25 protein-coding genes and 1 tRNA gene are annotated in these 21,792 nt (G+C 65.1%); 19 read left to right on the top strand and 7 right to left on the bottom strand.

The features are described from left to right. Nucleotides 1–10: 10 nt before the first annotated feature. From OC450_RS23810 to OC450_RS23820, 3 genes are all read right to left on the bottom strand, one after another. Complete coding sequence (locus tag OC450_RS23810) at nt 11–793, bottom strand: alpha/beta fold hydrolase (RefSeq protein WP_211381107.1); 783 nt, start codon at nt 791–793, stop codon at nt 11–13. A 3-nt stretch (nt 794–796) separates the two neighbouring features. Next, the gene (locus tag OC450_RS23815; RefSeq protein WP_211381108.1) at nt 797–2,092 is read right to left on the bottom strand and encodes an O-acetylhomoserine aminocarboxypropyltransferase; all 1,296 of its coding nucleotides are present in this window, start codon (nt 2,090–2,092) and stop codon (nt 797–799) included. Nucleotides 2,093–2,173: 81 nt separating this feature from the next. Further along, nucleotides 2,174–2,971 (bottom strand): IclR family transcriptional regulator, encoded by a 798-nt coding sequence (locus tag OC450_RS23820; RefSeq protein ID WP_256807332.1) that lies wholly within the window; start codon nt 2,969–2,971, stop codon nt 2,174–2,176. A gap of 142 nt (nt 2,972–3,113) precedes the next feature. Between OC450_RS23820 and OC450_RS23825 the strand changes: the two genes are divergently transcribed. Genes OC450_RS23825 through OC450_RS23850 form a run of 6 tightly spaced genes read left to right on the top strand, consistent with a single transcriptional unit; the run spans nt 3,114 to nt 7,723 of the window. Further along, the gene (locus tag OC450_RS23825; protein ID WP_211381110.1) at nt 3,114–4,079 is read left to right on the top strand and encodes a Bug family tripartite tricarboxylate transporter substrate binding protein; all 966 of its coding nucleotides are present in this window, start codon (nt 3,114–3,116) and stop codon (nt 4,077–4,079) included. Between the two features lie 3 nt (nt 4,080–4,082). Continuing rightward, nucleotides 4,083–4,700 carry a flavin reductase family protein gene (locus OC450_RS23830; RefSeq protein WP_211381111.1) on the top strand — a complete coding sequence of 206 codons (618 nt, stop codon included), beginning with the start codon at nt 4,083–4,085 and terminating at the stop codon, nt 4,698–4,700. 49 nt (nt 4,701–4,749) lie between these two features. Next, on the top strand, nt 4,750–5,610 hold the full coding sequence (locus OC450_RS23835; RefSeq protein ID WP_211381112.1) for a fumarylacetoacetate hydrolase family protein: 861 nt from the start codon (nt 4,750–4,752) through the stop codon (nt 5,608–5,610). Nucleotides 5,611–5,612: 2 nt separating this feature from the next. Continuing rightward, nucleotides 5,613–6,416 carry a 2-oxo-hept-4-ene-1,7-dioate hydratase gene (hpaH, locus tag OC450_RS23840; protein ID WP_211381113.1) on the top strand — a complete coding sequence of 268 codons (804 nt, stop codon included), beginning with the start codon at nt 5,613–5,615 and terminating at the stop codon, nt 6,414–6,416. Nucleotides 6,417–6,441: 25 nt separating this feature from the next. Beyond that, a complete protein-coding gene (locus OC450_RS23845; protein WP_211381114.1) occupies nt 6,442–6,834 on the top strand; it encodes a RidA family protein in 393 nt (130 codons plus the stop codon). 13 nt (nt 6,835–6,847) lie between these two features. Next, on the top strand, nt 6,848–7,723 hold the full coding sequence (locus OC450_RS23850) for an amidohydrolase family protein (protein WP_211381115.1): 876 nt from the start codon (nt 6,848–6,850) through the stop codon (nt 7,721–7,723). A gap of 207 nt (nt 7,724–7,930) precedes the next feature. On the opposite strand, the gene OC450_RS23855 is transcribed toward OC450_RS23850, so the two are convergent. Beyond that, entirely contained in the window at nt 7,931–8,926 is a 996-nt protein-coding gene (locus OC450_RS23855) for an LLM class flavin-dependent oxidoreductase (protein WP_211381116.1), read from the bottom strand. A 257-nt stretch (nt 8,927–9,183) separates the two neighbouring features. Here OC450_RS23855 and OC450_RS23860 point away from each other — a divergent pair, with 257 nt between their 5' ends. The 5 genes from OC450_RS23860 (at nt 9,184) to OC450_RS23880 (ending at nt 12,767) form a co-directional block, all read left to right on the top strand. Continuing rightward, nucleotides 9,184–10,041 carry an outer membrane protein gene (locus OC450_RS23860; RefSeq protein ID WP_262048789.1) on the top strand — a complete coding sequence of 286 codons (858 nt, stop codon included), beginning with the start codon at nt 9,184–9,186 and terminating at the stop codon, nt 10,039–10,041. Nucleotides 10,042–10,215: 174 nt separating this feature from the next. Continuing rightward, complete coding sequence (locus OC450_RS23865; protein WP_211381118.1) at nt 10,216–10,719, top strand: Twin-arginine translocation pathway signal; 504 nt, start codon at nt 10,216–10,218, stop codon at nt 10,717–10,719. A 35-nt stretch (nt 10,720–10,754) separates the two neighbouring features. Beyond that, the gene (locus OC450_RS23870) at nt 10,755–11,369 is read left to right on the top strand and encodes a ferric reductase-like transmembrane domain-containing protein (protein ID WP_211381119.1); all 615 of its coding nucleotides are present in this window, start codon (nt 10,755–10,757) and stop codon (nt 11,367–11,369) included. Nucleotides 11,370–11,468: 99 nt separating this feature from the next. Continuing rightward, a complete protein-coding gene (locus tag OC450_RS23875) occupies nt 11,469–12,257 on the top strand; it encodes a class I SAM-dependent methyltransferase (RefSeq protein ID WP_262048790.1) in 789 nt (262 codons plus the stop codon). Nucleotides 12,258–12,278: 21 nt separating this feature from the next. Next, the gene (locus OC450_RS23880) at nt 12,279–12,767 is read left to right on the top strand and encodes a Crp/Fnr family transcriptional regulator (RefSeq protein ID WP_256807326.1); all 489 of its coding nucleotides are present in this window, start codon (nt 12,279–12,281) and stop codon (nt 12,765–12,767) included. A gap of 470 nt (nt 12,768–13,237) precedes the next feature. On the opposite strand, the gene OC450_RS23885 is transcribed toward OC450_RS23880, so the two are convergent. Both OC450_RS23885 and OC450_RS23890 read right to left on the bottom strand, forming a co-directional pair. Then, nucleotides 13,238–13,408, bottom strand: coding sequence for a hypothetical protein (locus tag OC450_RS23885; RefSeq protein WP_256807325.1), 171 nt, complete (start codon nt 13,406–13,408; stop codon nt 13,238–13,240). 766 nt (nt 13,409–14,174) lie between these two features. Beyond that, nucleotides 14,175–14,249 (bottom strand) — tRNA-Thr (locus tag OC450_RS23890). A 315-nt stretch (nt 14,250–14,564) separates the two neighbouring features. Here OC450_RS23890 and OC450_RS23895 point away from each other — a divergent pair. The 5 genes from OC450_RS23895 to OC450_RS23915 all read left to right on the top strand — a co-directional run bounded on the left by OC450_RS23895 (nt 14,565) and on the right by OC450_RS23915 (nt 18,848). After that, nucleotides 14,565–14,777, top strand: coding sequence for a hypothetical protein (locus OC450_RS23895; protein WP_211381123.1), 213 nt, complete (start codon nt 14,565–14,567; stop codon nt 14,775–14,777). Nucleotides 14,778–14,832: 55 nt separating this feature from the next. Further along, on the top strand, nt 14,833–16,539 hold the full coding sequence (locus OC450_RS23900; RefSeq protein ID WP_211381124.1) for an FAD-dependent oxidoreductase: 1,707 nt from the start codon (nt 14,833–14,835) through the stop codon (nt 16,537–16,539). A gap of 308 nt (nt 16,540–16,847) precedes the next feature. Continuing rightward, nucleotides 16,848–17,156, top strand: a complete 309-nt coding sequence (locus tag OC450_RS23905; RefSeq protein ID WP_211381125.1) for an EthD family reductase — start codon at nt 16,848–16,850, stop codon at nt 17,154–17,156. A 233-nt stretch (nt 17,157–17,389) separates the two neighbouring features. Continuing rightward, nucleotides 17,390–17,899, top strand: coding sequence for a hypothetical protein (locus tag OC450_RS23910; protein WP_262048791.1), 510 nt, complete (start codon nt 17,390–17,392; stop codon nt 17,897–17,899). A 124-nt stretch (nt 17,900–18,023) separates the two neighbouring features. Beyond that, nucleotides 18,024–18,848, top strand: a complete 825-nt coding sequence (locus OC450_RS23915; RefSeq protein WP_211381127.1) for an alpha/beta fold hydrolase — start codon at nt 18,024–18,026, stop codon at nt 18,846–18,848. 6 nt (nt 18,849–18,854) lie between these two features. Here the strand turns inward: OC450_RS23915 and OC450_RS23920 are convergent, their stop codons facing one another. Further along, nucleotides 18,855–19,508 (bottom strand): TetR/AcrR family transcriptional regulator, encoded by a 654-nt coding sequence (locus OC450_RS23920; RefSeq protein ID WP_262048792.1) that lies wholly within the window; start codon nt 19,506–19,508, stop codon nt 18,855–18,857. Between the two features lie 83 nt (nt 19,509–19,591). Here OC450_RS23920 and OC450_RS23925 point away from each other — a divergent pair, with 83 nt between their 5' ends. From OC450_RS23925 to OC450_RS23935, 3 genes are all read left to right on the top strand, one after another. Beyond that, a complete protein-coding gene (locus tag OC450_RS23925) occupies nt 19,592–20,530 on the top strand; it encodes an SDR family oxidoreductase (protein WP_211381129.1) in 939 nt (312 codons plus the stop codon). Between the two features lie 26 nt (nt 20,531–20,556). Beyond that, nucleotides 20,557–21,216 carry an NAD(P)H-binding protein gene (locus tag OC450_RS23930; protein ID WP_262048793.1) on the top strand — a complete coding sequence of 220 codons (660 nt, stop codon included), beginning with the start codon at nt 20,557–20,559 and terminating at the stop codon, nt 21,214–21,216. Between the two features lie 82 nt (nt 21,217–21,298). Next, the gene (locus OC450_RS23935; protein WP_211381131.1) at nt 21,299–21,748 is read left to right on the top strand and encodes a DUF2948 family protein; all 450 of its coding nucleotides are present in this window, start codon (nt 21,299–21,301) and stop codon (nt 21,746–21,748) included. Nucleotides 21,749–21,792 lie beyond the last annotated feature (44 nt).

Genomic DNA, 21,792 nt, shown 5'->3' on the forward strand with positions numbered 1-21,792 from the left:
TCGCGAGGACTCAACCCCTCAGCGCCGCCAGCAATTCATCCGGGCGTTCGGCCATGATCATGTGGCCGGCGCCCGGCACCACGACAGTCTTCGCATGCGGCATCGCCGCTGCGAGCGCCTTGCCTGCCTTCGCGGGCGTCATCATGTCCCGTTCGCCGAGGACGAGGGTCGCAGGTACCTTCACGCCAGCGGCCGCGGTGAGTGCGTTCGCGTAAGCATTGCAGGCCGACAAATCCCTGAACAGCACGCCCGGCTCGCAGTGCTTCAACACGGCCTGCGCGCCGCCATGCATCCACAGGCCCGGTGCGAGGCTGCCGCCGAGTTCGGCGTTGAAGCCGAGCCCCCAGATCGACACCATGTCGTTCGCATCCTGCGAGTTGGCCTCGGCGGCCTTCAGCAGATCCGGCCCGACCGTCATGGTCGCAGCGGTGCCGATCAGGCTCAATGCAGAGACCTTGTCGGGATGCCTCGCCGCCGTCTCCAGCGAGATCAGCGATCCCATGGAGTGGCCGATCAGATGCGCCTTCGCAGCTCCGGCGGCATCGATCAGCGCGGCGGTCCAGTCGGCCATGTCGGCGATGCTTGCGAGTGACGGTCCGGGCGAGCGGCCATGGCCGGGCATATCGGGCGCCAGCACACCAAAGCCGTGATGGGCGAACCAGCGCGTATGCAGGGCCCAGGTCGAATGATCGAAGCCGGCGCCATGAATGAAGACGACCGTGGGCAGGGATTTGTCGAAGTCGCGGCCGCCGGTTGCGACAAACACCTCGGCGCCGTTGACGGAGAGCTTCATGGCCTAGACCTTTTGCGAGATGCGCAGCGCTTGCGCGAGATCGTCGATGATGTCGGAGGCGGTCTCGATGCCGACCGACAGCCGCACCAACTCCTCGCCGATGCCGGCGGCCTTGAGCTGTTCGGCGTCCATCTGCTGATGTGTGGTCGAGGCGGGATGGATCACCAGCGTCTTGGCGTCGCCGACATTGGCGAGATGGCTGATCAGGCGCAGCGATTCAATGAACTTGCGCCCGGCGGGCCGGCCGCCCTTGATGCCGAAGGAGACGATCGAGCCCGCGCCGCGCGGCAGCAATTGTTTTGCGAGCTGGTAGTCGGTGTGGTCCTCAAGCGAGGGATGCAGCACCCAGTCGACGGCCTTGTTGGCCTTCAGCGCTTCCAGCACGAGGTGCGTGTTCTGCATGTGGCGGTCCATGCGCACGCCCAGCGTCTCCACGCCCTGGAGAAGCTGGAACGCATTGGTCGGCGACAGGCAGGCACCGAAATCGCGCAGGCCTTCGGTGCGCGCGCGCATGATGAAGGCGGCCGTGCCGAACTGCTCGTCGAAGACGATGCCGTGATAGCCGCCATAGGGCTCGGTCAGCACGCCGAATTTTCCGGATGAACGCCAATCGAAGCGGCCGCCGTCGACGATCGCGCCGCCGATCGCGATACCGTGGCCGCCGATCCATTTGGTCGCCGAATGCATGACGATGTCGGCACCCAGCTCGATGGGGCGGCTGAGATAGGGCGTGGCGAAGGTGTTGTCGATCAGCAGCGGTATCTTCGCGTCATGCGCGATCGCCGCGACCTTGGGAATGTCCAGCACCTCGAGCCCAGGATTGCCGATGGTCTCGCCGATCACGAGTTTCGTGTTCGGCTTGATCGCGGTGCGGAACGCGTCGAGATCGCGCGGCTTGACGAAAGTCGTGGTGATGCCGAAGCGCGGCAGCGTATGCGCCAGCAGGTTGATGGTGCCGCCATAGAGCGAGCTCGATGCCACGATGTGGTCGCCGGCGCTCAGCAGCGTCGCGATGGCCAGATGCAGCGCGGCCATGCCGCTCGCGGTGCAGATCGCGCCGACACCGCCTTCGAGCGCTGCAAGCCGCTCTTCCAATACGCCCGTGGTCGGATTGGAGATGCGCGTATAGATGTGGCCGGCGCGCTCGAGATTGAACAGCGCGGCGGCGTGGTCGGAATCCTGGAACACGTAGGACGTGGTCTGGTAGATCGGCACCGCGCGGGCGCCGGTCGCAGGATCCGGATGCTGGCCGGCATGCAGGCTCAGGGTCTCGAAGGCAGGCGGCTTTGGCGCGGGCATGCGTGGCCTCGTTGGTCGTTCGGCGATGGCGGCTCTTGTGCCACAAAAACGCGGGGCACGTCAGCCCATTGACAGCGCCCCCTAACCGCGGATCGCCTGCTCGATCGTGCGCGCCTCCCGCAACAGGATCTCCGCGACCTCCTGCTCGCGGCGGGGGCCGAGCCTCGTCCGAACGGCGGAGACGGTCATCGCGGCGGCGGGGCGGCCGTCCGGGGTCTTGATCCAGGTGGAAATCGACTTCGTGCCCTGCACGAGACCGATCTCCCTCATGCCGTATCCCAGCCGTCTTGCCGCGGTGACCTCGCCGAGCACCGTTGCGACGTCGGTCCGGTAGGCCTCGAACCTCTTTTCATTGGCCGCGACGATTTTTCGCGCGTCCTGCGCCGGCATCGCGGCGAGGATCGCGACGCCTGCGCTGGAGACGCCGAGCGGCCGGCGCGCGCCGACTTCGATCGACAGCACCTGGAGCGGATAGATTCCGATCCTGCGATCGACGCACAGCGTGTCGTTGCCGGTCCGGACCGTCAGGAACAGCGTGTCGCCGATCTCGGTGGAGGCGCGCCGCAGCGACGGATTGGCGGCGAGCAGCAGCCGGGAGGGCCGCGGCCGCGCCAGCGCCAGCTCCGGCACCTGGTTGCCGATCGCATAGCGGCCGGTTCGCTCGTGCCGCTCGACGATGCCTTCCTCGATCAGCACGTGAACGATGCGATGCACGGTCGGACGGGTGAGGCCGGTCGCCTGCACGACCTCGGCCAGCGGCACGCCGGCTTCGCGCCCTGCGGCAAGAATGCGCAGCACCGCGAGCGCGCGCCGGATCGCCTGCGCGCCCTGTCGCGGTTCTGTCACGCGGGTGGATTTCGATGAGGCCGTCTTGTCCATAATATGGACAAGAACGCCACAATTCACTCGACAGGTAAAGCGCGCATCTGAAGATTGCGCCCCGATCGAGATGCCTTTCGAGCTGCCATCCGCTACGTCTGGGCATTCGACGTTGAATTAAAAGCGCCGCCGGGAGGTTGACATGAGATTAATCTGGATTGCCATAGCTGCCGCAGCGGCGATGTTGGCGGGACCGGCGGCAGGCCAGCAATGGCCGGCGCGCAACGTCAAGCTGATCGTCCCCTATCCCGCCGGCGGCAACGTCGACAGCGCGGCCCGCATCATCGCCGACAAGCTCCAGGAAAAGCTGGGCCAGCCCTTCATCATCGAGAACAAGGCCGGCGCCGGCGGCATGATCGCGGGCGAGGCGTTCGCGAAGTCGGCGCCCGACGGCTACACGCTGTTCGTCGGCGCCAACGGTCCGGTGCTGTTCGCGACCGAGATCAACAAGCGCGACGCCTATAACTGGAAGAAGGATTTTATGCCGATCTCGACCATCTCGATGACGCCGCTGGTGCTCGAGGTGCATCCCTCCGTGCAGGCCAATACCTTCAAGGAGTTCATCGACCTTGCCAAGCGCGAGCCCGGCAAGCTGACGATGGCCTCGCCCGGTCCGGGCACCACCAACCATCTGCTCAGCGAGCTGATGCAGTCCAACCTCGGCCTGCAATGGGTCACGGCGCACTATCGCGGCAATGCGCCTGCCGTCAACGACCTGCTCGGCGGGCAGGTGCAGTTCGCGTTCGACCAGCTCACGGTCAGCCTGCAGCACATCAAGGCCGGCCTGTTCCGCGCGCTCGCCGTCACCAGCCCGCATCGCCTGAAATCGCTGCCCGACGTGCCGACCTTCACCGAGCTCGGCTACAAGGATTTCGACGGCCAGACTTTCACCGGCCTGTTCGCGCCGGCAGGCACGCCGGCGCCTGTGGTCGAGAAGCTGCATGAGGCGCTGAACGCGATCCTGAAAGATCCCGCCGTCGTCGACCGGTTCGAGAAGCTTGGCGGCGAAGCCGTGGCGATGACGCCGGACGAGTTCAGGGCCTATCTCGAGCGCGAGGACGCCAAGTGGATTCCGGTCGTGCGCAAGGCCAACATCAAGGCGGACTGATCGATGCGGATCGACCCCGGCGAGCTCGGCGCGGAGCGCATCTACCGGCTGATGACGGGTATCGTCGTGCCGCGCCCGATCGCCTGGGTGACCAGCCTGTCGCGGAGCGGCGTGCTCAACCTCGCGCCGTTCAGCGCCTTCACCTTCGTCTCGCAGAAGCCGCCGATGCTGGCCATCAGCGTCGGCCGCAAGGGCGCCGACTACAAGGACACCGCCCACAACATCCTCGATACCGAGGAATACGTCATCCATATCGCCGATACCCCGCTGATGTCTGCGGTGCACGACAGCTCGATCGAGCATCCGCCCGAAGTCAGCGAGGTCGCGGAGCTCGGCCTCGAAACGCTGAGCTGCGAGCGCATCAAGGTGCCGCGCCTTGCCGCAGCACCGGTCGCGATGGAATGCCGCTTCCGGCAGTGCCTGGAATTCGGCGACGCGCGCAGCCGGCTCATCGTTGGCGAGGTCGTGATGTTTCACTTCCGCGACGGCCTCGTGACTGACGGCAAGGTCGAGACCAGGGCGCTCGATCCGATCGCGCGCATCGGCGGCCCGCGCTACGCCCGCCTCGGCGAGATCGTGACGCTGAACGCCGTCTTCCAGACCCCCAAATCGAAAGACTGAGCGCGGTCACCTCGCCTGCACCGCGTCAAGATCATTGGAGAGAACGACCATGCGACTCGTGAGCTATCTGTTGGACGGAGAGCCGCGCTATGGTGCTGCCGCTGATGGCGGGGTCGTCGATCTGACGAAGCGCATCGGGCACGACTTCTCCGACGTCAAGGCGCTGATCGCGGCCAACGCGCTGGCCGATGCGCAAGAGGCGGTGGCCGGGCAGCAGCCCGACTACGTGCTTGCGGATCTCGTCCTGCTTCCGCCGGTGCTGGCGCCCGAAAAGCTCTGGTGCATCGGCGTCAACTACGCCGAGCGCAATGCCGAGTACAAGGACAGTTCGGACCTGCCCAAATATCCGAGCCTGTTCGTGCGCAGCATGTCCTCGATGACGGGCTCCGGCCAGCCGATCGAGAAGCCGAAGGTTTCGGATCAGCTCGACTATGAAGGCGAGCTCGTCATCGTGATCGGGCAGGGCGGCCGCCACATCCCGCGCGAAAAGGCCTTCGCCCACATCTTCGGCATGACGCTGTGCAACGAGGGCACGATCCGCGACTGGCTGCGCCACGGCAAGTTCAACGTCACGCAAGGCAAGAACTTCGATCGCTCCGGCAGCATCGGCCCCTGGATCGTCACGGCCGACGAGCTCGACCCGCGCGGACCCCATGACATCGTCACGCGCGTCAACGGCGAGGTGCGGCAGCAGGACACCACCGAGCGGCTGATGTTCCCGTTCGATTTCCTGATCTCCTATCTCTCCACCTTTGCCACGCTGAAGCCCGGCGACATGATCGTGACCGGCACGCCGACCGGGGCCGGCGCCCGCTTCGACCCGCCGCGCTGGCTGAAGGTCGGCGACGTCGTCGAGGTCGAATCCACGCATATCGGCGTGCTGCGCAACAAAGTCGCCGCGGAGAGTTAAGCATGCTGGACGCCGCCACGATCGAACGCCTCGCTGCGCGCCTCGATGAAGCCGAGCGCACCAAGGCGCTGATCCCGATGTTCACCAAGGAATATCCCGATTTCAGCATCGAGGACGCCTATGCCGTCCAACGCGCCTGGACGAAACTCCAGATCAGCCGCGGTCGCATCATCAAGGGCCACAAGATCGGGTTGACCTCGAAGGCGATGCAGAATGCGGTTGGCATCTCCGAGCCGGATTACGGCGTGCTGTTCGCCGACATGTTCTATGCCGACGCCACGCCGATCCCGTTCGACCGCTTCCACGCGCCGCGGATCGAGGTCGAGCTCGCCTTCGTGCTGAAGGCGCCGCTGCGCGGGCCCGACTGCACCATCTTCGACGTGCTCAACGCCACCGACTACGTGACGCCCGCGCTGGAGATTCTGGAGACGCGCATGCACCGCATCGATCCCGAGACCGGCAAGACGCGAAAAGTCATGGACACGATCTCGGACAACGCGGCCAACGCCGCGCTGGTGCTGGGCGGCCGGCCGTTCCGCCCGATGGATGCGGACATGCGCTGGATCGGTGCGCTGCTGTTCCGCAACGGCGAGGTCGAGGAGACCGGGCTTGCCGCCGGCGTGCTCAATCATCCGGCGAACGGCATCGCCTGGCTCGCCAACCGCCTCGCGCCGCATGACGAGCATCTTGCGGCCGGCGAGGTGGTGCTGGCGGGCTCGTTCACGCGTCCCGTCGATATCCGCCGCGGCGACACGTTTCATGCCGACTATGGCGCCTTCGGCTCGGTGTCGTGCCAGTTCGTCTGAACCAACAAAAGAGAGGGAGCGCACCATGACGAGTCAGAAGCGGCGCAAGAGCATCCACATCGGCGGCTTCAAGCACGCCAACCCGATCCCGAACGCCTGCCGCATCGGCAATCTCGTGATGTCGGGCGTCATCCTGGGCCGGGATGCGGCCGGCGCGATGCCGGAGAGTCTCGACGCCCAATGCGCCAACATGTTCGCGCACATGAAGGCGATGGTGGAGGCCGCCGGCGGCACCACCGACGACATCATCAAGATGACGGTGTGGCTGAAGGACCGCTCGCAGCGCGGGCCGGTCAATGTCGAGTGGCTGAAGATGTTTCCGGACGAGCATTCGCGGCCGGCGCGCCACGCGCTGCCGATGGACAACATGGACGGCGGCGCGCTGGTGCAGTGCGACTTCACCGCTGTGATCGACTGAGGGAGTTTTGCGCATGCCGACCTATCTGCCGTTCGATCCCAATCCACGCCGCCCGGTCAAGGCGCCGCCGCCAAAGACCGTGGACAGCCAGTTCCACGTGCTGGGCCCCATCGACAAATATCCGGAGCGTCCCGGTGCGGCCTACCGGATGCCGACCGCCACCTGGGAAGCGGCGCTGCGCGTGCACAAGACGCTCGGCATCGAGCGCGGCATCATCGTGCAGACCACCACCTATGGCGCCGACCATTCCGTCGTGCTCGACGGCCTCGCCGCGATGGGCCCGAACTATCGCGGCTGCGCCAACGCTCTGGTGTTCGCGGAAGCGAACGATTCCTATCTTGCCAGGCTGCACGATGCCGGCGTGCGCGGCGCCCGCTTCAGCTTCCGCCAGGAACTCGGCGCCGTGCTGTCGGACGCCGATTTCGCCCGCGCCATCGCCCGCATCCGCGAGCTCGGCTGGTACGTCAAGATCCAGCCGGAGAAGGACGGCATCGTCTCCAGCGTTGCCAAGTACGAGAATCTCGACGTGCCCGTGCTGATCGACCACATGGCGCGGCCCGATCCGGAAGCCGGCAGCAACGATCCGAATTTGCGCAAGATGCTGGAGCTGCTCGCCAAGGGCAATTTCTGGGTCATGCTGTCGCTTGGCGAGAAGACCTCGAAGCTCGGTGCTCCTTACGACGACGTGATCCCGATCGCGCGCGCCTATATTGAGGCCGCCGTCGACCGCTGCGTCTGGGCCAGCGACTGGCCGCATCCGGTCTCGGTGAAGCAGCCGCCCAACGACGCCGATCTGCTCGAGCTGATGTACCGCTACGCGCCGGACCAGGCCACGCTGGAGAAGATCCTGGTGCACAATCCGGCAAGGCTGTTCGGGTTTCCTGATTAGTCTAGAGGGCTCGAGGCTCGCCACGAGCGCGGTGCGCTCCCTCTCCCGCTTGCGGGAGAGGCGGGGGGAGGGCTCTTACCTCTCGGGGATTCTTCGTTGTTGTGACACCCTCTCCCCAACCCTCCCCCGCAAGCGGGGAGGAAGCGCACCTTCCTGGTCGCTGCCACAATCGAGCCCGATCTCATTCTGCTTCAGGAGGCGCCGCGCTCACCCAGCCAGCCGATCCCGCACGCCGGCTGCGATCTCGAACGAGTGCAGCCGCGCGGCGTGGTCGTAGATCTGGCCAGTGGTCATCAGCTCGTCCGCGCCGGTCTCGGAGATCAGCGTCTTCAGTTTCTGTTCGACCACTTCAGGCGTGCCGACCGCGGAGCAAGACAGCGACTGGCCGACCATGGCCTTCTCCGCGGGCGACCACAGTGCGTCCATGTCGTCCGTGGGCGGCGGCAGCGGGCCCGGCGTGCCGCGGCGCAAATTGATGAACTGCTGCTGCAGCGATGAGAACATGCGCTGCGCCTCCGCGTCGCTGTCGGCCGCGAACACATTGACGCCGACCACCGCGTAGGGCTTGTCGAGCTGCGCCGAGGGCTCGAAGCGCGCACGATACTCGCGCAGCGCCGGCATCATCATCTGGGGCGCGAAATGCGAGGCGAAGGCGAACGGCAGGCCGAGCATGCCTGCAAGCTGCGCGCCGAAGGTGCTAGATCCCAGGATCCACAGCGGCACCTTGGTCCCCATGCCGGGCACGGCGCGGATCGCCTGGTTCGGCTGCACGTCGCCGAGCAGCGCCTGCAATTCCAGCACGTCCTGCGGAAAATTCTCGGACGTGGTGGCAAGGTCGCGCCGCAGCGCCCGTGCCGTGAACTGGTCGGTGCCCGGCGCGCGGCCGAGCCCGAGATCGATCCGCCCGGGATAGAGCGATTCCAGCGTGCCGAACTGCTCGGCGATGACCAGCGGCGAATGGTTCGGCAGCATGATCCCGCCGGAGCCGACGCGGATCGTCTTGGTGCCGCCCGCGATATGTCCGATCACCACCGACGTCGCCGCGCTCGCGATGCCCGTCATGTTGTGATGCTCGGCCAGCCAGAACCGCTTGTAGCCCCAGGCCTCGGCATGCCGGGCCAGATCGAGCGAATTGGCAAACGCCTGCGCCGCATCGCCACCCCTGCGGATGGGAGCGAGGTCGAGCACTGAGAAGGGGATCATGGCGGGTCCGGATGAGGGCGCGCGGGGATGCGCGCCGGGCTCTCACATGTAGTGCCGTCCGGGTCCCGATGTTAGCGCGGCACGGCCACGCAAATGCAGGCGCAAAGATGCCATTCAAAATCGCTGTGCCCGACCGGACGCGGGGTCGGCCGCCAAAAGAAGCCGGGCATGTGGCGCCAGCGTTACAGCGAAGGCCGCGAAACTCAGCTAGGTTCATGAGGATTGCTTGACTTTTGATATCGAGCTGGAGAGCGGTTATGAAGCGCATCCTCAGTGGTATCGTGTGTTTGGCGTCATTGATCGCGGCCGACGCACACGCGGCTCCGCCTGCCGTCTACAATTGGAACGGCTTCTACGCCGGCCTCAATCTCGGCTATAGCTGGGGCAACTCCTCCACCACCCAATCGTTTTCTGACTCGGCAAGCGGAGCGTTGCTGAGTTCAGGCACCAGCGGTTTCGACATGACCGGTGTGATTGGCGGCGGCCAGGCCGGCTACAATTGGCAGCGGATGAACTGGGTGTTTGGCGTCGAGGCCGACTTCCAGGGATCGGGACAAAAGGGCAATAATACTGCCGTTTGCGCCGGCGGAACCCTGGCCGCGGCTCCGTTCAACGGCGCCTGCACGCCGGGCCATATCGGCGACACCGCGCCGTTCAACACTCCGGGCGTGCCGGTCGTTTTCGGTCTCAACCAGAGCCTGGAATGGTTCGGCACCATCCGCGGCCGTGTCGGCACCACTTTCACGCCTGTCATTCTGGGTTATGTGACAGGCGGTCTCGCCTATGGCGAGGTCAGCACCAGCGGCGCCGTCAGCGGCACCAATATCACCGGTCCGCAGGGCACGAACGTTGTCGTTCTGACGTCGGCCGCGACGTCGTTCGGCGATCGCAGCACGCGGGCGGGCTGGACCTTGGGCTGCGGCCTCGAAGGTCTCATCGGCGCGAATTGGTCCGCCAGGGCCGAATATCTCTACATCGACCTCGGCACGGTCTCGGGAACGGCCATCACGCCGGTCACCTCTCCCAGCGGCGCACCGGTGGCAGTGCGGTATTCGTCTCACGTCACCGACAACATCTTCCGCGTCGGCTTCAATTATCGGTTCGGCGGGCTGTGACCGCGATCTGCGGCATGAAGCTGCAGGATAGACAAGGCTCAGCGAAACCCATCCGGTCTTAGCCGTTCACAACGCTGTTATTGCAGCCTGTCGCACCCTTGGTCCCAACTGGGCGTCTTGCGCTTGTTGTTGTACGCTTGGCGGAGCAACTGCGCGCTCGCCGGGAGGAAGCATATGACCATGGTCGTACTCAGCCGCCGCAGCCTCCTAGCCGCCAGTGGCTCCGCTCTCGCAACCGGGGTCCTGGCAACCAGCGTCTCCGGCCTGCTGTTGCCTGCCCGCGCGGACGGGCTCGCACCGACCGACTCGATGTCGGGCGGGGCGAACAACTACCGCAAGGGCGCGCCGGTCGTGGAGCGGATCGGCAAGGGCGGCTTCTGGATGAGCGGCACCGTCCGCCGCGCCGGCGACGGCGCTCCGCTCGCCGGCCAACGCATCCAGATCTGGGCGCACACGGTCGAAGGGCAGGAGCACGAGCCGCAGAGTCACGGCGCCACGCTCACCGACAAGGACGGCAAGTTCCGGCTCGAGATGCCGCAGATCATTCCCATCTTCGGCCAGCCGCATGGCCACCTCGCCTATGACAGCGGCGACTTCAAAACGGTCTTCCTGCGGCCGGTGATGCGGAGCGCAAAGGAAACCAGCCTGGAAGCGCACTTCGTCCTTCAGTCGGCCTGATCGAATTGCGAACCACGCGGTGGAGACTGGCCAAGGTGATCCTGATCTGGGTCGCCCTTGCTTTGGCCGTCTGCGTTCCGATCGCCGCCGCCGCGGGGAGCGAGCAACTCGCATGGCGCGGCCCGGTCTACATCCTGGCCGGCTTCGCGGGGATCATTGCGCTCGGTCTCGTGCTCATTCAGCCCCTGCTGATCGGCGGATACTTACCGGGATTCTCGGCCTATCGCGGCCGGCGCGCCCATCACTGGATCGGCGGCGCGCTTGCTCTGGCGATCGTGATCCATGTCGCCGGCCTCTGGATCACCAGCCCTCCCGACATGATCGACGCCCTGACCTTCTCATCGCCGACGCCCTTCTCCCCCTTCGGCGTGATCGCGATGTGGGCCATCTTCACCGTCGCGCTTCTGGCGCTGCTGCGCCGGCGATTGGGACTTCGACCGCGAACCTGGCGCTTCGTTCACATACCGCTGGCGATCGTCATCGTCGCAGGCAGCGTGGTCCATTGCCTGCTGATCGAGGGGACAATGGAGACGATCTCGAAGGCGGCGCTCTGTGCGCTCATCCTTGGGGTAACCGTAAAAGCCATGGTCGACCTGCAGGTGTGGCGAAAGCGAAGGACGCTCCGTGGGGAGAGTGTTGCGCGGCAGTGAGCCGAGGCGACCAAGTCCCATCCGAGACTTCCCGATCCCATCCTTTATGTGCAGAATGGTAGGAGCCAAGGATCGTCGTCGAGCCGGGAGGATCTGGAAATGGCAGAGCAGACAATTCACTTCGACGACGGTGCCGCCTACGAACAGATGATGGGAATTTGGAGCCGGTTCGCTGGCGAGATATTCCTTGATTGGCTGGCGCCTCCCCGGGGTTTGCGGTGGATCGACATCGGTTGCGGCAACGGGGCCTTTACTGAACTGCTGGTCGAGCGATGCAGCCCCGTCGAGGTCCAGGGCATTGATCCCTCGGCAGAGCAGCTCGCTTATGCGCGTACACGGCCCGCGGCGCGCGTGGCCAGGTTTCGCCAGGGTGATGCCATGGCGCTCCCTTTCGCCGACGGCAGCTTCGATGCGGCGGTGATGGCATTGGTTCTCGTGTTCGTTCCGGATCCCGCCAAGGGCGTCAGCGAGATGGTGCGAGTCGTTGTCCCCGGCGGTGCGGTCGTGACGTACATGTGGGACATGTTGGGTGGCGGCTTTCCGCTTGATCCGATCTACGACGAGATGAAGGCAATGGGCATTGCGGCAACCCGCCCGCCGCGGATGGACGCGTCACGAACGGAAGCGCTGCGAGACCTGTGGACCGGAGCAGGTCTCGAGGATGTGCAAACGCGAGAGATTACAGTGCACCGGACGTTCTCCAGTTTCGATGATTTCTGGGCAACAAATCTGAAATCTCCTGCGGTTCGGCCTGCGGTCGCAGCGATGAAGGCGGGAGACGTCGAGATGCTCATCTCGCGGGTCCGTGCGCGCCTGCCGGCGGATGCCGATGGTCGCATCACCTACAATGCGCGCGCACACGCGATAAAGGGGCGCCGGCCCAGATAGCTTGCAGCGCGGAGGATCGCCATGGCTGTCAGTGCCCCCGATCTGAAAGCATTCCTGCTCGCGACGCCGTTCTTCGGCGGCCTCACGGACGCGAGCCTCGACCTGCTGATGTCGATGCTGGTCGAACGCAGCTTCGATGTCGGCGCGACCGTCGTGGCGGAAGGCGAGCCGGGACGCTCGCTGTTCATCGTCAAATCCGGCCGGCTGGCGGTGAGCAAGCGGACGAATTCGGGCAACGTCATCCCGATTTCCGTTTTGGAGCCCGGCGACTTCTTCGGCGAGATGACGCTGATCGAAATGCAAAATCGATCCGCCACGGTGATCGCGCTGAGTCCGACGGTGCTCTACGAACTGACCGCCCAGAAGCTCTACGCCTGCTACAAGGCCGATATCCACGCCTATGTGATCGTCCTGCAGAACATCAATCGCGAGCTATGCCGCCGGCTGCGCCGGGCGGACGATCGCTTCACCGGGCATCAGGTGGGTGAAGATGAGGCTCCTGCGAGATGAGTGCGCTGTAACTCCCGGCCAAAGCTGACCTTAGCTATTGCTCGCGCGAGGTCGCAGGTGATCCATAGCGGACCTCAGACCATCGAGCTGCCCTGATGTGGTCGACAGGCTCGTTGACATGTCGGCAAGCTCCGCCATATCGCCGTCAATGGCGCGTGATAGCATTCCGCTGAAGTCGGGCTACCGCCGGAAGGCGGTGTACACAACCGACCACGTAGCCTTTAAATCCGGGATCGCCTCTCACAACCCGTAAGCCCATTGCGCGCGCCTCATCCTTGCAGCGCTCGACTTGGGCGCCGAACGCGGGATACTTTGCTACCGCGCAGGCCAATCGCATTCGGCCGGAAAGTGCCGCGCATTCCTGTGCATCGGCCGGCTTGGCGGCCGCGGTCATGCAAAGCAACAAAAGGACTCGGAAAGAGCGATGCATCTCAATTCCCAGAACTTGATTGAGACGGCATGAACTCTAGCTAAACCTTGAGCAGCAAGCGAGTCTCGATGCGCCGACGGCAAAAAACCAGGTTCAGCGCGATCCCACCCCCAGCCGGAAAATTGCCGCTTGAGATGTCCTCCGCAATCATGAAGGGATTGGACTTTGCTGGTCCGCTTGCGCGGTGCAGCTTGAGCCGGCGGCTGCTCATTCCGCAGTCCCGCATCTGGCCCCATAGCGGAAGTCTGCTCGATGTCAGTTTGTGTCCCTTTCCTGTGGTGGGGCGATATACGAGCTTAAGCCCACGATGTGCGCCAATCTGACCCGTCGGGCAAAACACCCGCGCCACCCAAAACCCCGTCAACCCTCCCTCACAAAAATATTCCACTTTACCGAAATTCGGTTTTGCGGCATATAACCGCCATCCCGATCCAGGGAGAGGGGCGATCGTCCGTCGTAACGAAACGTGGATCGGGGTGCGGTGGACGCGGCAGTGCCGGGCACGCGAAGGCGGGACAAGGGCGAGATGAACCTCGTGAGGTCTTGGCTAGCGTGCGGACGAACGGCGCCCAAGTCCTGCGAAGCCCTTCGGGCGAAGCAGGATGAGCTGCGTACGGCAAAATCGTGTGGTCCTGGCCGTCGTTGCTACGGTCAAGCCTTGCGGAGATGGATCGGGGCTCAACCGGGTCTTTGGCCATCGCCAATTCGCAAGGCGACGGTGACAAGAAGGAACTCGTCGCCGGGGAGAGCACGGCATAAGCCGTCAACCCACTGCGCAGGGAAGGCCGAGTGTTCGGCTACACCTGTATGCTGCTGTGCGGTCTCTTTGCGCTACGTTTTCGCGCAGCGGACCGCGGGTGCCAGCCGGCACCCGGTCTTCCCTGCGCCCTCTTCACTTAAGGGGGCAACGGAAACCAGCAAAACTCGGGCCTCCAATGCCGCGAGAAGGCTGCTTCATGCGTGATTCAGCTGAAGAATGGTGCTGCCAGACAGGATTGAACTGTCGACCTCTCCATTACCAATGGAGTGCTCTACCACTGAGCTACGGCAGCATGTGCTGGGATGAGAATCGGCCGCCACAGGGGCCTACCAAGCGGGCCGATATCTGCCACAAGCCCCCCTCCTGTGCAAGCTTGCCGGCCCCGCGAAATCGATAAAATCGGGCCGGTTGCGCGCCGGAATCGGCCATTTCGTCCCGAAATGACCGGTTTTCGGCGATCCGGTTCCGCAAATTCCCAACCAACTGGCCAGTTGGCCGCGGTGCCGGAATCGGCCCATTTTGAGTTTCGCACGATCGGATCGCGCTTGCCTCTTGAGCTGCCGTATTCGCTGGGCATGTTATCGCCGATCGCTGTAATGGACCGGTGATGGCTGACGAGAACGACAACAGCGCGAGGCAGGACGCAAAGCAGGACTCGCGACAGGCGCGAGCGTCCCGGGACGACCGTCTGAAATCGGCGCTGCGCGAAAACCTGAAGCGGCGGAAGCTGCAGGCGCGCGAACGCGCCGCAACCGCCGAGCCCTCGCAAAATGACGATGGTTCCCTAAATGAGGACGTCGCCGGCAAGACCGGTGGCTGAAGACTGGCAGCTAGAATCCGGCGGCTGGAATTTTTTGGAGTGCATGGAAGTGGCAATGGGGCAGGACGAATCGCAACGAACCGACGGTGACGCGCAGATGTCGCGGTTCACCCGCCCTGAGCAGACGTTTCCGGCACTGACATCGGCCGAGATCGAGCGCATGCGGCATTTCGGCGAGGTTCGCACCTACGCAGATGGAGAGCTGCTGTTCGAGACCGGCAAGCCCGGGCCGGGCATGTTCGTCGTGCTCAAGGGCCATGTCGCCATCACCCAGCGTGATGGCCTCGGCAACGTGACGCCGCTGATCGACCAGGGGCCGGGACAATTTTTGGCCGAGCTCAGCCAGTTGTCCGGCCGCCCGGCGCTGGTCGACGGCCGCGCCGAGGGCGATGTCGAGACGCTGCTGCTGCCGCCGGAGCGCCTGCGGGCGCTGCTGGTCGCCGAGGCCGACCTCGGCGAGCGCATCATGCGCGCGCTGATCCTGCGCCGGGTCAATCTGCTCCAGGCCGGCGTCGGCGGCGTGGTGCTGATCGGTCCGTCGCATTCGGCCGGCGTGGTGCGGTTGCAGGGTTTCCTCACCCGCAACGGCCAGCCGCATCATCTGCTCGATCCCGAGCGTGATCGCGACGCCGCGGAAGTGATCGCGCGCTATTCGCCCAAGCCGGAAGACTGGCCGCTGGTCGTCGCCGCCAGCGGCGAGGTGCTGCGCAACCCCGGCGAAACCGAGCTTGCCCGCGCCATCGGCATGATCGGCGGAGCAAAGGACGATCGCATCTACGACGTCGCGGTCGTCGGCTCCGGACCGGCCGGGCTCGCCACCGCGGTCTATGCCGCATCCGAAGGGCTGTCGGTCGCGGTGCTCGACACCCGCGCCTTCGGCGGCCAGGCCGGCGCCAGCGCGCGCATCGAAAACTACCTCGGCTTTCCGACCGGCATTTCCGGCCAGGCATTGACCGCGCGCGCATTCACCCAGGCCCAGAAATTCGGTGCCGAGATCATGATTCCCGTCACGGTGAAGTCGCTCGACTGCACGCGCAGGGATGGCGCATTCTCAGTGGCGCTCGACGGCTGCGACCCCCTGCGCGCGCGCGCGATCGTGGTCGCCAGCGGCGCGCGCTATCGCCGGCCGGAGATCGAGAATCTCGACAGGTTCGAGGGCCGCGGTGTCTGGTACTGGGCCTCCCCGGTCGAGGCGAAGTTGTGCGCCGGCGAGGAGGTCGCGCTGGTCGGCGCCGGCAATTCGGCGGGGCAGGCGGCCGTGTTCCTGTCGGGGCACGCCAGAAAGGTGCTGATGATCATCCGCGGCGGCGGGCTGGGCGCCAGCATGTCGCGCTATCTCATCGAGCGCATCGAAGCGACACCCAACATCGAATTGATGTTCAACACCGAGATCTCCGCGCTCGAGGGCGACGAAGCCTCGCTGCTGCGGCGCATCCGCCTGAAGAGCCGGCTGTCGAACGACGAGGAATCCGCCGACATCCGCAATCTCTTTCTGTTCGTCGGCGCCGATCCCGCCACCGGCTGGCTCGACGGTTGCGGCATCACGCTCGATCGCGGCGGCTTCGTCGTGACAGGCGCCCAGTCCGAGCAGAACCAGGGCCGCCTTGTCGCGCCGCTGGAGACCTCGGTGCCCGGTGTCTACGCCGTCGGCGACGTCCGCTCCGGCTCGGTCAAGCGCGTCGGCGGCGCCATCGGCGAGGGCGCGCAGGTCGTGGCCTCCCTGCACGGCTATCTCGGCGACGCCGCAAAACCGGCGCTTTAGATCATGATCCGGAAAAGTGTGCAGCGGTTTTCCGAAAAGATCATGCTCAAACAATAAGCCTAAGGCGCGATCACGACTGGAACCAACCACGATCGCGCGTTAGTCAAGGAGAAGACGAGGGAACGGCAAGTCGATTGAGGCTTGCCATCTTGCCGTGTCATGCGGGACTATCGCCTCATCCTGAGGAGCCGCGACAGCGGCGTCTCGAAGGATGAAAGGCCCAGCCGCCAAAGCCGGGCCTTCATGGTTCGAGACGCGTGCTTCGCATCATGAGGATCTACAAACAAAACGCTTAAAGGGAGGACTCAATGGCCGAACTCGTCGTGCTCTACAAGACGCCCAAGGATGCTGCCGCCTTCGACAAGCATTATGCCGAGACCCACATTCCGCTCGCCAAGAAACTTCCCGGCCTGAAGAAATACGCAGTCAGCACGGGCCCGGTCGGCTCCCCCGCCGGACCTTCCGGAGTCCACCTCGTCGCCATTCTCAGCTTCGACAACGTAGCCGCCATCCAGGCGGCATTCGGCAGCGAAGCAGGCAAGGCGGCCGCGGGTGACGTGCCGAAATTCGCCAGTGGCGGCGCCGACCTCTTGATCTTCGACACCAAGGACGTGTGAGGCTTCGTCGTGTCGGCCCGCCGACCGCGGGCCGGCGCTGCGGCGATCGATTCAACTTTCGTCGAAAGCCTGCCGTCGTTTGCGACAACGATGCAAAAAATTCAGCCATGCGTTTTTCGATTCGCACGATGACGCATGGCTGCGCACGCATGTGTGACGCCAGCGCATGTGGCAATCTGATGAGGGCCGTAATATCAATCCCCGATCTCAATGCGCAGAGTAGGAGAGATGTCATGGTTCTTGGGTTGAGCTTGCCCGCCTTCACACTGGTCCATGTCATCATCAGCCTGATCGGCATCGCCGCCGGCCTCGTCGCGATGTTCGGCCTGCTCGGCTCCAAGCCGATGCCGGGCCTGACCGCGATCTTCCTGCTGTTCACGATTCTGACCAGCGCCACCGGCTTCCTGTTTCCGTTCAAGGAGCTGCTGCCGTCGCATATCATCGGCATCATCTCGCTGGTCCTGCTCGCGGTCGCCTGCATCGCGCTCTACGGCATGAAGCTCGCCGGCATCTGGCGTCCGGTCTACATCGTGACCGCGATGATCTCGCTCTATTTCAACGTCTTCGTGCTGGTGATCCAGTCGTTCCTGAAAGTGCCGGCGCTCGCCGCGCTCGCACCGGCCGTACCGCCGGCGCCGCCGTCGGGCCCGGTGTTCGCCGTGGTGCAGGGCATCGTGCTGGTGTTCTTCGTGCTGCTCACTATCCGTGCCTGGCGCCGCTTCAGGCCGATGGCGTTTGCCTGATCGCCCGATCTTCGCCACCGCAGGGCGGTGCGCGGCATCGACCTCGAACGCTTGCACAACCATCTCCCGCTTGCCGGCTCGCGCCTCGCGCGCGCCGCACTGAGTCTCACTGAAGGAGCCATTCATGCCCACGATCACCACCAAGGACGGCGTCGAGATCTTCTACAAGGACTGGGGTGCGGGCCAGCCGATCGTGTTCAGCCATGGCTGGCCGCTGTCGGCCGACGACTGGGACGCGCAGATGATTTTCTTCGCTAACCAAGGCTACCGCGTCATCGCCCATGACCGTCGCGGCCATGGCCGCTCCTCGCAGGTCTCCGACGGCCACGACATGGATCACTACGCCGATGATCTTGCGACTGTCACGGCGCATCTCGACTTGAAGAACGCCATCCACGTCGGCCACTCCACCGGTGGCGGCGAGGTCGTGCACTACATCGCGCGCCATGGCGAGAGCCGGGTGGCGAAGGCCGCGATCCTCTCCGCCGTCCCGCCGCTGATGGTGCAGACCGCGGCCAATCCCGGCGGCCTGCCGAAGAGCGTGTTCGACGGTCTCCAGGCTCAGCTCGCCGCCAGCCGCACCGGCTTCTACCGCGACCTCGCCGCCGGTCCGTTCTATGGCTACAACCGCCCCGGCGCACAACCGTCGGAAGCGGTGATCCAGAACTGGTGGCGCCAGGGCATGATGGGCGGTGCGAAGGCGCATTACGACGGCATCGTCGCGTTCTCCCAGACAGACTTCACCGAGGATCTGAAGAAGATCACCGTGCCGGTGCTGGTGATGCACGGCGACGACGACCAGATCGTGCCTTACGCCGATTCCGCGCCGCTGTCGGCCAAGTTGCTCAGGAACGGCACGCTGAAGACCTACAAGGGTTTTCCGCACGGCATGCCGACGACGCACGCCGAGACCATCAACGTGGACCTGCTGGCGTTCTTCAAGGGGTGAGGGCGCTCACTTCAATATCGCCCTGATCGCATCGAAGGTGCGCTTCACGAAAGCTTCCGGCTTCTCCCGCGCGCCTTCGCCGATCCAGCTCTCGCCGCCGACGCGCATCGCGCCGGTGGCGATCATCGCGACGAGCCGCGCGTTCAGCTTGTCCGATTTGCTTCGGGCGCGCTGCGCGAGCCCGTCCGCCAGCGCCCGCTCGATCGTCTCGTATTTGAGCTGGTCGCGGGCCTGAAGCGCGGGATTGTCGCGCTTGAGCCGCGACATCGCCGCAGCCTCCGCCGGATCGATCCGCTTGACCGCCGCCGCGATCGCATTCTCCGCCGCGGTCAGCATGGATTCGTCCGCGGGCCGCGCCACGACCTCCGCGACCAGCGCGGCCGCGGCGCCCTCCTGCCAGGCAGTGACCACGTCCTCTTTCGAGGCGAAATAATGGAAGAAGCTGCGGCGCGACACGTCCGCCGCGGCCGCGATATCGTCGATGGTCGTGGCCTCGAAGCCGCGCTCCAGGAACAGCGCCATCGCCGCGCGGGCCAGCCGCTCGCGGGTGGCCTGCAGCTTGCGTTGGCGCAGGCCGGTACTATCAGGGGATTTGACCCGTGCCGGCAATGGCTTGGCGCGTGTCCTGACCGATATTCTGGCGGGCTTCGAAGCCTTCAAATGATTTCACCTCTTGCAAAGTTGCACCAAGTGCACATTTAGACCGGTCGCGGGCCTCATTCCAGCCCCGAACGGAGACCGGCATGACCGACTGGACCACGGCAGACATCCCCTCTCTGGGCGGCAAGACCGCCGTCGTGACCGGAGCGACGGGCGGCCTCGGCTACGAGACGGCGATGGCGCTGGCGGGCGCCGGTGCCATTGTCATACTCACCGGGCGCAACGACGCAAAGGGCCTGCGAGCGATCGAGGGCATTTGCGAGCGCTTTCCCAACGCATTGATCGCCTACGAGCATCTCGACCTCGCCAGCCTCGCATCCGTCGCCGATTTCACGAGGCGCTTTGCCGCCAGCAACGAGCAGCTCGACCTCCTCGTCAACAATGCCGGCGTGATGGCGCTGCCGAAGCGGCAGCAGACGGAGGATGGTTTCGAGATGCAGCTCGGTACCAATTATTTCGGCCACTACGCGCTGACGGCGCGGCTGTTGCCGCAGCTTCGCCGTGCGAAGGCGTCGCGCGTCGTCAATCTGTCGAGCCTTGCGCACCGCTCCGGCGCGATCAATTTCGAGGATCTGCAAGCCAAGCATTCCTATCGTCCCTGGCGGGCCTATTGCCAGTCCAAGCTTGCGATGCTGATGTTTTCGCTGGAGTTGCAGCGCCGCAGCCTTGCGGCCGGCTGGGGCCTGACGAGCCTTGCCGCCCATCCCGGCTACGCGCGGACCGATCTCATCGCGAATGGCCCGGGCGCCAACACCCTCCAGTCGCGGGTGAGCCGCTGGCTGCAGCCTTTCATCAGCCAGTCTGCCGCAGACGGCGCGCTGCCAACCCTGTTCGCGGCGACCTCGCCGGACGCGGAGCCCGGCGGATATTACGGTCCGGACTGGTTCTACGAATTGAAGGGGCCACCCAGGCCGGCGAAGGTCATGCCGCAGGCGAAGGATCTTGCCGCCGCAGCCATGCTGTGGGATGTCTCGGCAACGTTGACCGGTGTATCCTTCGACGAAATCGCGGCCGCCGCATGAGCCGCGACCTTGGTGGAAGCGTCCCGATGCAAGTCATCGTCTTCGGCGCGACCGGCATGGTCGGGCAGGGCGTCTTGCGCGAATGCCTGATCGATCCCGGCATCGCGCGCGTGGTTGTTGTGGGACGCAGCCCGACCGGCGTGCGCAACCCCAAGCTCACCGAAATCATACACGGCGATTTCACCGACTACGCGGCGATCGCAGCGCAGCTCACGGGCTTCGACGCCTGCTTCTTCTGCCTCGGCGTCTCCTCGATCGGCATGACCGAGGAACGCTACCGCCATCTCACCTACGACCTCACGCTCGCGGCGGCGACGACGCTGGCGAGGCTCAATCCGCGAATGACGTTCGTCTATGTCACCGGCGCCGGCACCGATTCCACCGAGCAGGGATCGCGGATGTGGGCGCGGATCAAGGGCAAGACCGAGAACGATCTGCTCAAGCTGCCGTTCAGGGCCGCCTACATGTTCCGGCCCGGCGCGATCCAACCCCTGCACGGTGCCCGTTCCAAGACCGCCTGGGTGCAGGCCGTATATGCCGCGACCTGGCCACTCTGGTCGGTGCTGCGCCGGCTCTCGCCGCGGCTCGTCACCTCGACCGAGCAGGTCGGCCGCGCCATGATCCGCGTCGCCCGAGAGGGGTATCCGCGGAAGCTGCTGGAGATGGAGGATATCAATAGCCTCTAGTCCGCCGGCCCGCTAGTTTGCGCGGAAATTTCGCGGTCCGCGCGCGTTGAGCCCGGTCCGCCCTGAAGGAGAAGCACCGGCGATGTCTCCCCAGCTCAAATTGATCGCGCTCGATGCCGACGACCTCGCCGTGATCTCGGCCCATGTCCAAGACGCCCGCGTTGAGACCGGCGACATCATCTGGCGGCAAAGCGAAAAGCGGCTTGTGGTCGGGATGAGCCGGCTGGACTGGGAGCAGACGCTGGACGGCGACGCCGCGCCGCGCCGTCTGGTCGCCGCACTTCGCTTCGACCGCGTGCTCGCGTGCAAATCGCGCAACATCGACCTTGCCGCGCCGGACAACGTCCTGGACCTCGTCGGCATCGAGTTTCACCCCCAGGACGGCCGCGACGAGGAGCCAAGCGGCAGCGCCCTGCTGTTGTTCGCCCAAGGCGGCGCCATCCGTCTCGACGTCGAATGCCTGGAATGCGAGCTGACCGACCTCGGGGGCGACGAACTGGGGGCGGGGTTGGAGATCGAGGGGGAGGGGTGAGCTGGCCGGTATACCAGCCAGATTTGCTCGGGCATGGTCCCAGC

Source organism: Bradyrhizobium sp. Bra78 (assembly GCF_024519855.1).
GTDB classification, from domain to species: Bacteria; Pseudomonadota; Alphaproteobacteria; order Rhizobiales; family Xanthobacteraceae; genus Bradyrhizobium; species Bradyrhizobium japonicum_G.

What these genes read in the sequence shown, in the direction of transcription:
- OC450_RS23810 (WP_211381107.1), bottom strand. Translation starts at nt 793, where the DNA reads ATGAAGCTCTCCGTCAACGGCGCCGAGGTGTTTGTCGCAACCGGCGGC.
- OC450_RS23815 (WP_211381108.1), bottom strand. Translation starts at nt 2,092, where the DNA reads ATGCCCGCGCCAAAGCCGCCTGCCTTCGAGACCCTGAGCCTGCATGCC.
- OC450_RS23820 (WP_256807332.1), bottom strand. Translation starts at nt 2,971, where the DNA reads ATGGACAAGACGGCCTCATCGAAATCCACCCGCGTGACAGAACCGCGA.
- OC450_RS23825 (WP_211381110.1), top strand. Translation starts at nt 3,114, where the DNA reads ATGAGATTAATCTGGATTGCCATAGCTGCCGCAGCGGCGATGTTGGCG.
- OC450_RS23830 (WP_211381111.1), top strand. Translation starts at nt 4,083, where the DNA reads ATGCGGATCGACCCCGGCGAGCTCGGCGCGGAGCGCATCTACCGGCTG.
- OC450_RS23835 (WP_211381112.1), top strand. Translation starts at nt 4,750, where the DNA reads ATGCGACTCGTGAGCTATCTGTTGGACGGAGAGCCGCGCTATGGTGCT.
- hpaH (WP_211381113.1), top strand. Translation starts at nt 5,613, where the DNA reads ATGCTGGACGCCGCCACGATCGAACGCCTCGCTGCGCGCCTCGATGAA.
- OC450_RS23845 (WP_211381114.1), top strand. Translation starts at nt 6,442, where the DNA reads ATGACGAGTCAGAAGCGGCGCAAGAGCATCCACATCGGCGGCTTCAAG.
- OC450_RS23850 (WP_211381115.1), top strand. Translation starts at nt 6,848, where the DNA reads ATGCCGACCTATCTGCCGTTCGATCCCAATCCACGCCGCCCGGTCAAG.
- OC450_RS23855 (WP_211381116.1), bottom strand. Translation starts at nt 8,926, where the DNA reads ATGATCCCCTTCTCAGTGCTCGACCTCGCTCCCATCCGCAGGGGTGGC.
- OC450_RS23860 (WP_262048789.1), top strand. Translation starts at nt 9,184, where the DNA reads ATGAAGCGCATCCTCAGTGGTATCGTGTGTTTGGCGTCATTGATCGCG.
- OC450_RS23865 (WP_211381118.1), top strand. Translation starts at nt 10,216, where the DNA reads ATGACCATGGTCGTACTCAGCCGCCGCAGCCTCCTAGCCGCCAGTGGC.
- OC450_RS23875 (WP_262048790.1), top strand. Translation starts at nt 11,469, where the DNA reads ATGGCAGAGCAGACAATTCACTTCGACGACGGTGCCGCCTACGAACAG.
- OC450_RS23880 (WP_256807326.1), top strand. Translation starts at nt 12,279, where the DNA reads ATGGCTGTCAGTGCCCCCGATCTGAAAGCATTCCTGCTCGCGACGCCG.
- OC450_RS23885 (WP_256807325.1), bottom strand. Translation starts at nt 13,408, where the DNA reads ATGAGCAGCCGCCGGCTCAAGCTGCACCGCGCAAGCGGACCAGCAAAG.
- OC450_RS23895 (WP_211381123.1), top strand. Translation starts at nt 14,565, where the DNA reads ATGGCTGACGAGAACGACAACAGCGCGAGGCAGGACGCAAAGCAGGAC.
- OC450_RS23900 (WP_211381124.1), top strand. Translation starts at nt 14,833, where the DNA reads ATGGGGCAGGACGAATCGCAACGAACCGACGGTGACGCGCAGATGTCG.
- OC450_RS23905 (WP_211381125.1), top strand. Translation starts at nt 16,848, where the DNA reads ATGGCCGAACTCGTCGTGCTCTACAAGACGCCCAAGGATGCTGCCGCC.
- OC450_RS23910 (WP_262048791.1), top strand. Translation starts at nt 17,390, where the DNA reads ATGGTTCTTGGGTTGAGCTTGCCCGCCTTCACACTGGTCCATGTCATC.
- OC450_RS23915 (WP_211381127.1), top strand. Translation starts at nt 18,024, where the DNA reads ATGCCCACGATCACCACCAAGGACGGCGTCGAGATCTTCTACAAGGAC.
- OC450_RS23925 (WP_211381129.1), top strand. Translation starts at nt 19,592, where the DNA reads ATGACCGACTGGACCACGGCAGACATCCCCTCTCTGGGCGGCAAGACC.
- OC450_RS23930 (WP_262048793.1), top strand. Translation starts at nt 20,557, where the DNA reads ATGCAAGTCATCGTCTTCGGCGCGACCGGCATGGTCGGGCAGGGCGTC.
- OC450_RS23935 (WP_211381131.1), top strand. Translation starts at nt 21,299, where the DNA reads ATGTCTCCCCAGCTCAAATTGATCGCGCTCGATGCCGACGACCTCGCC.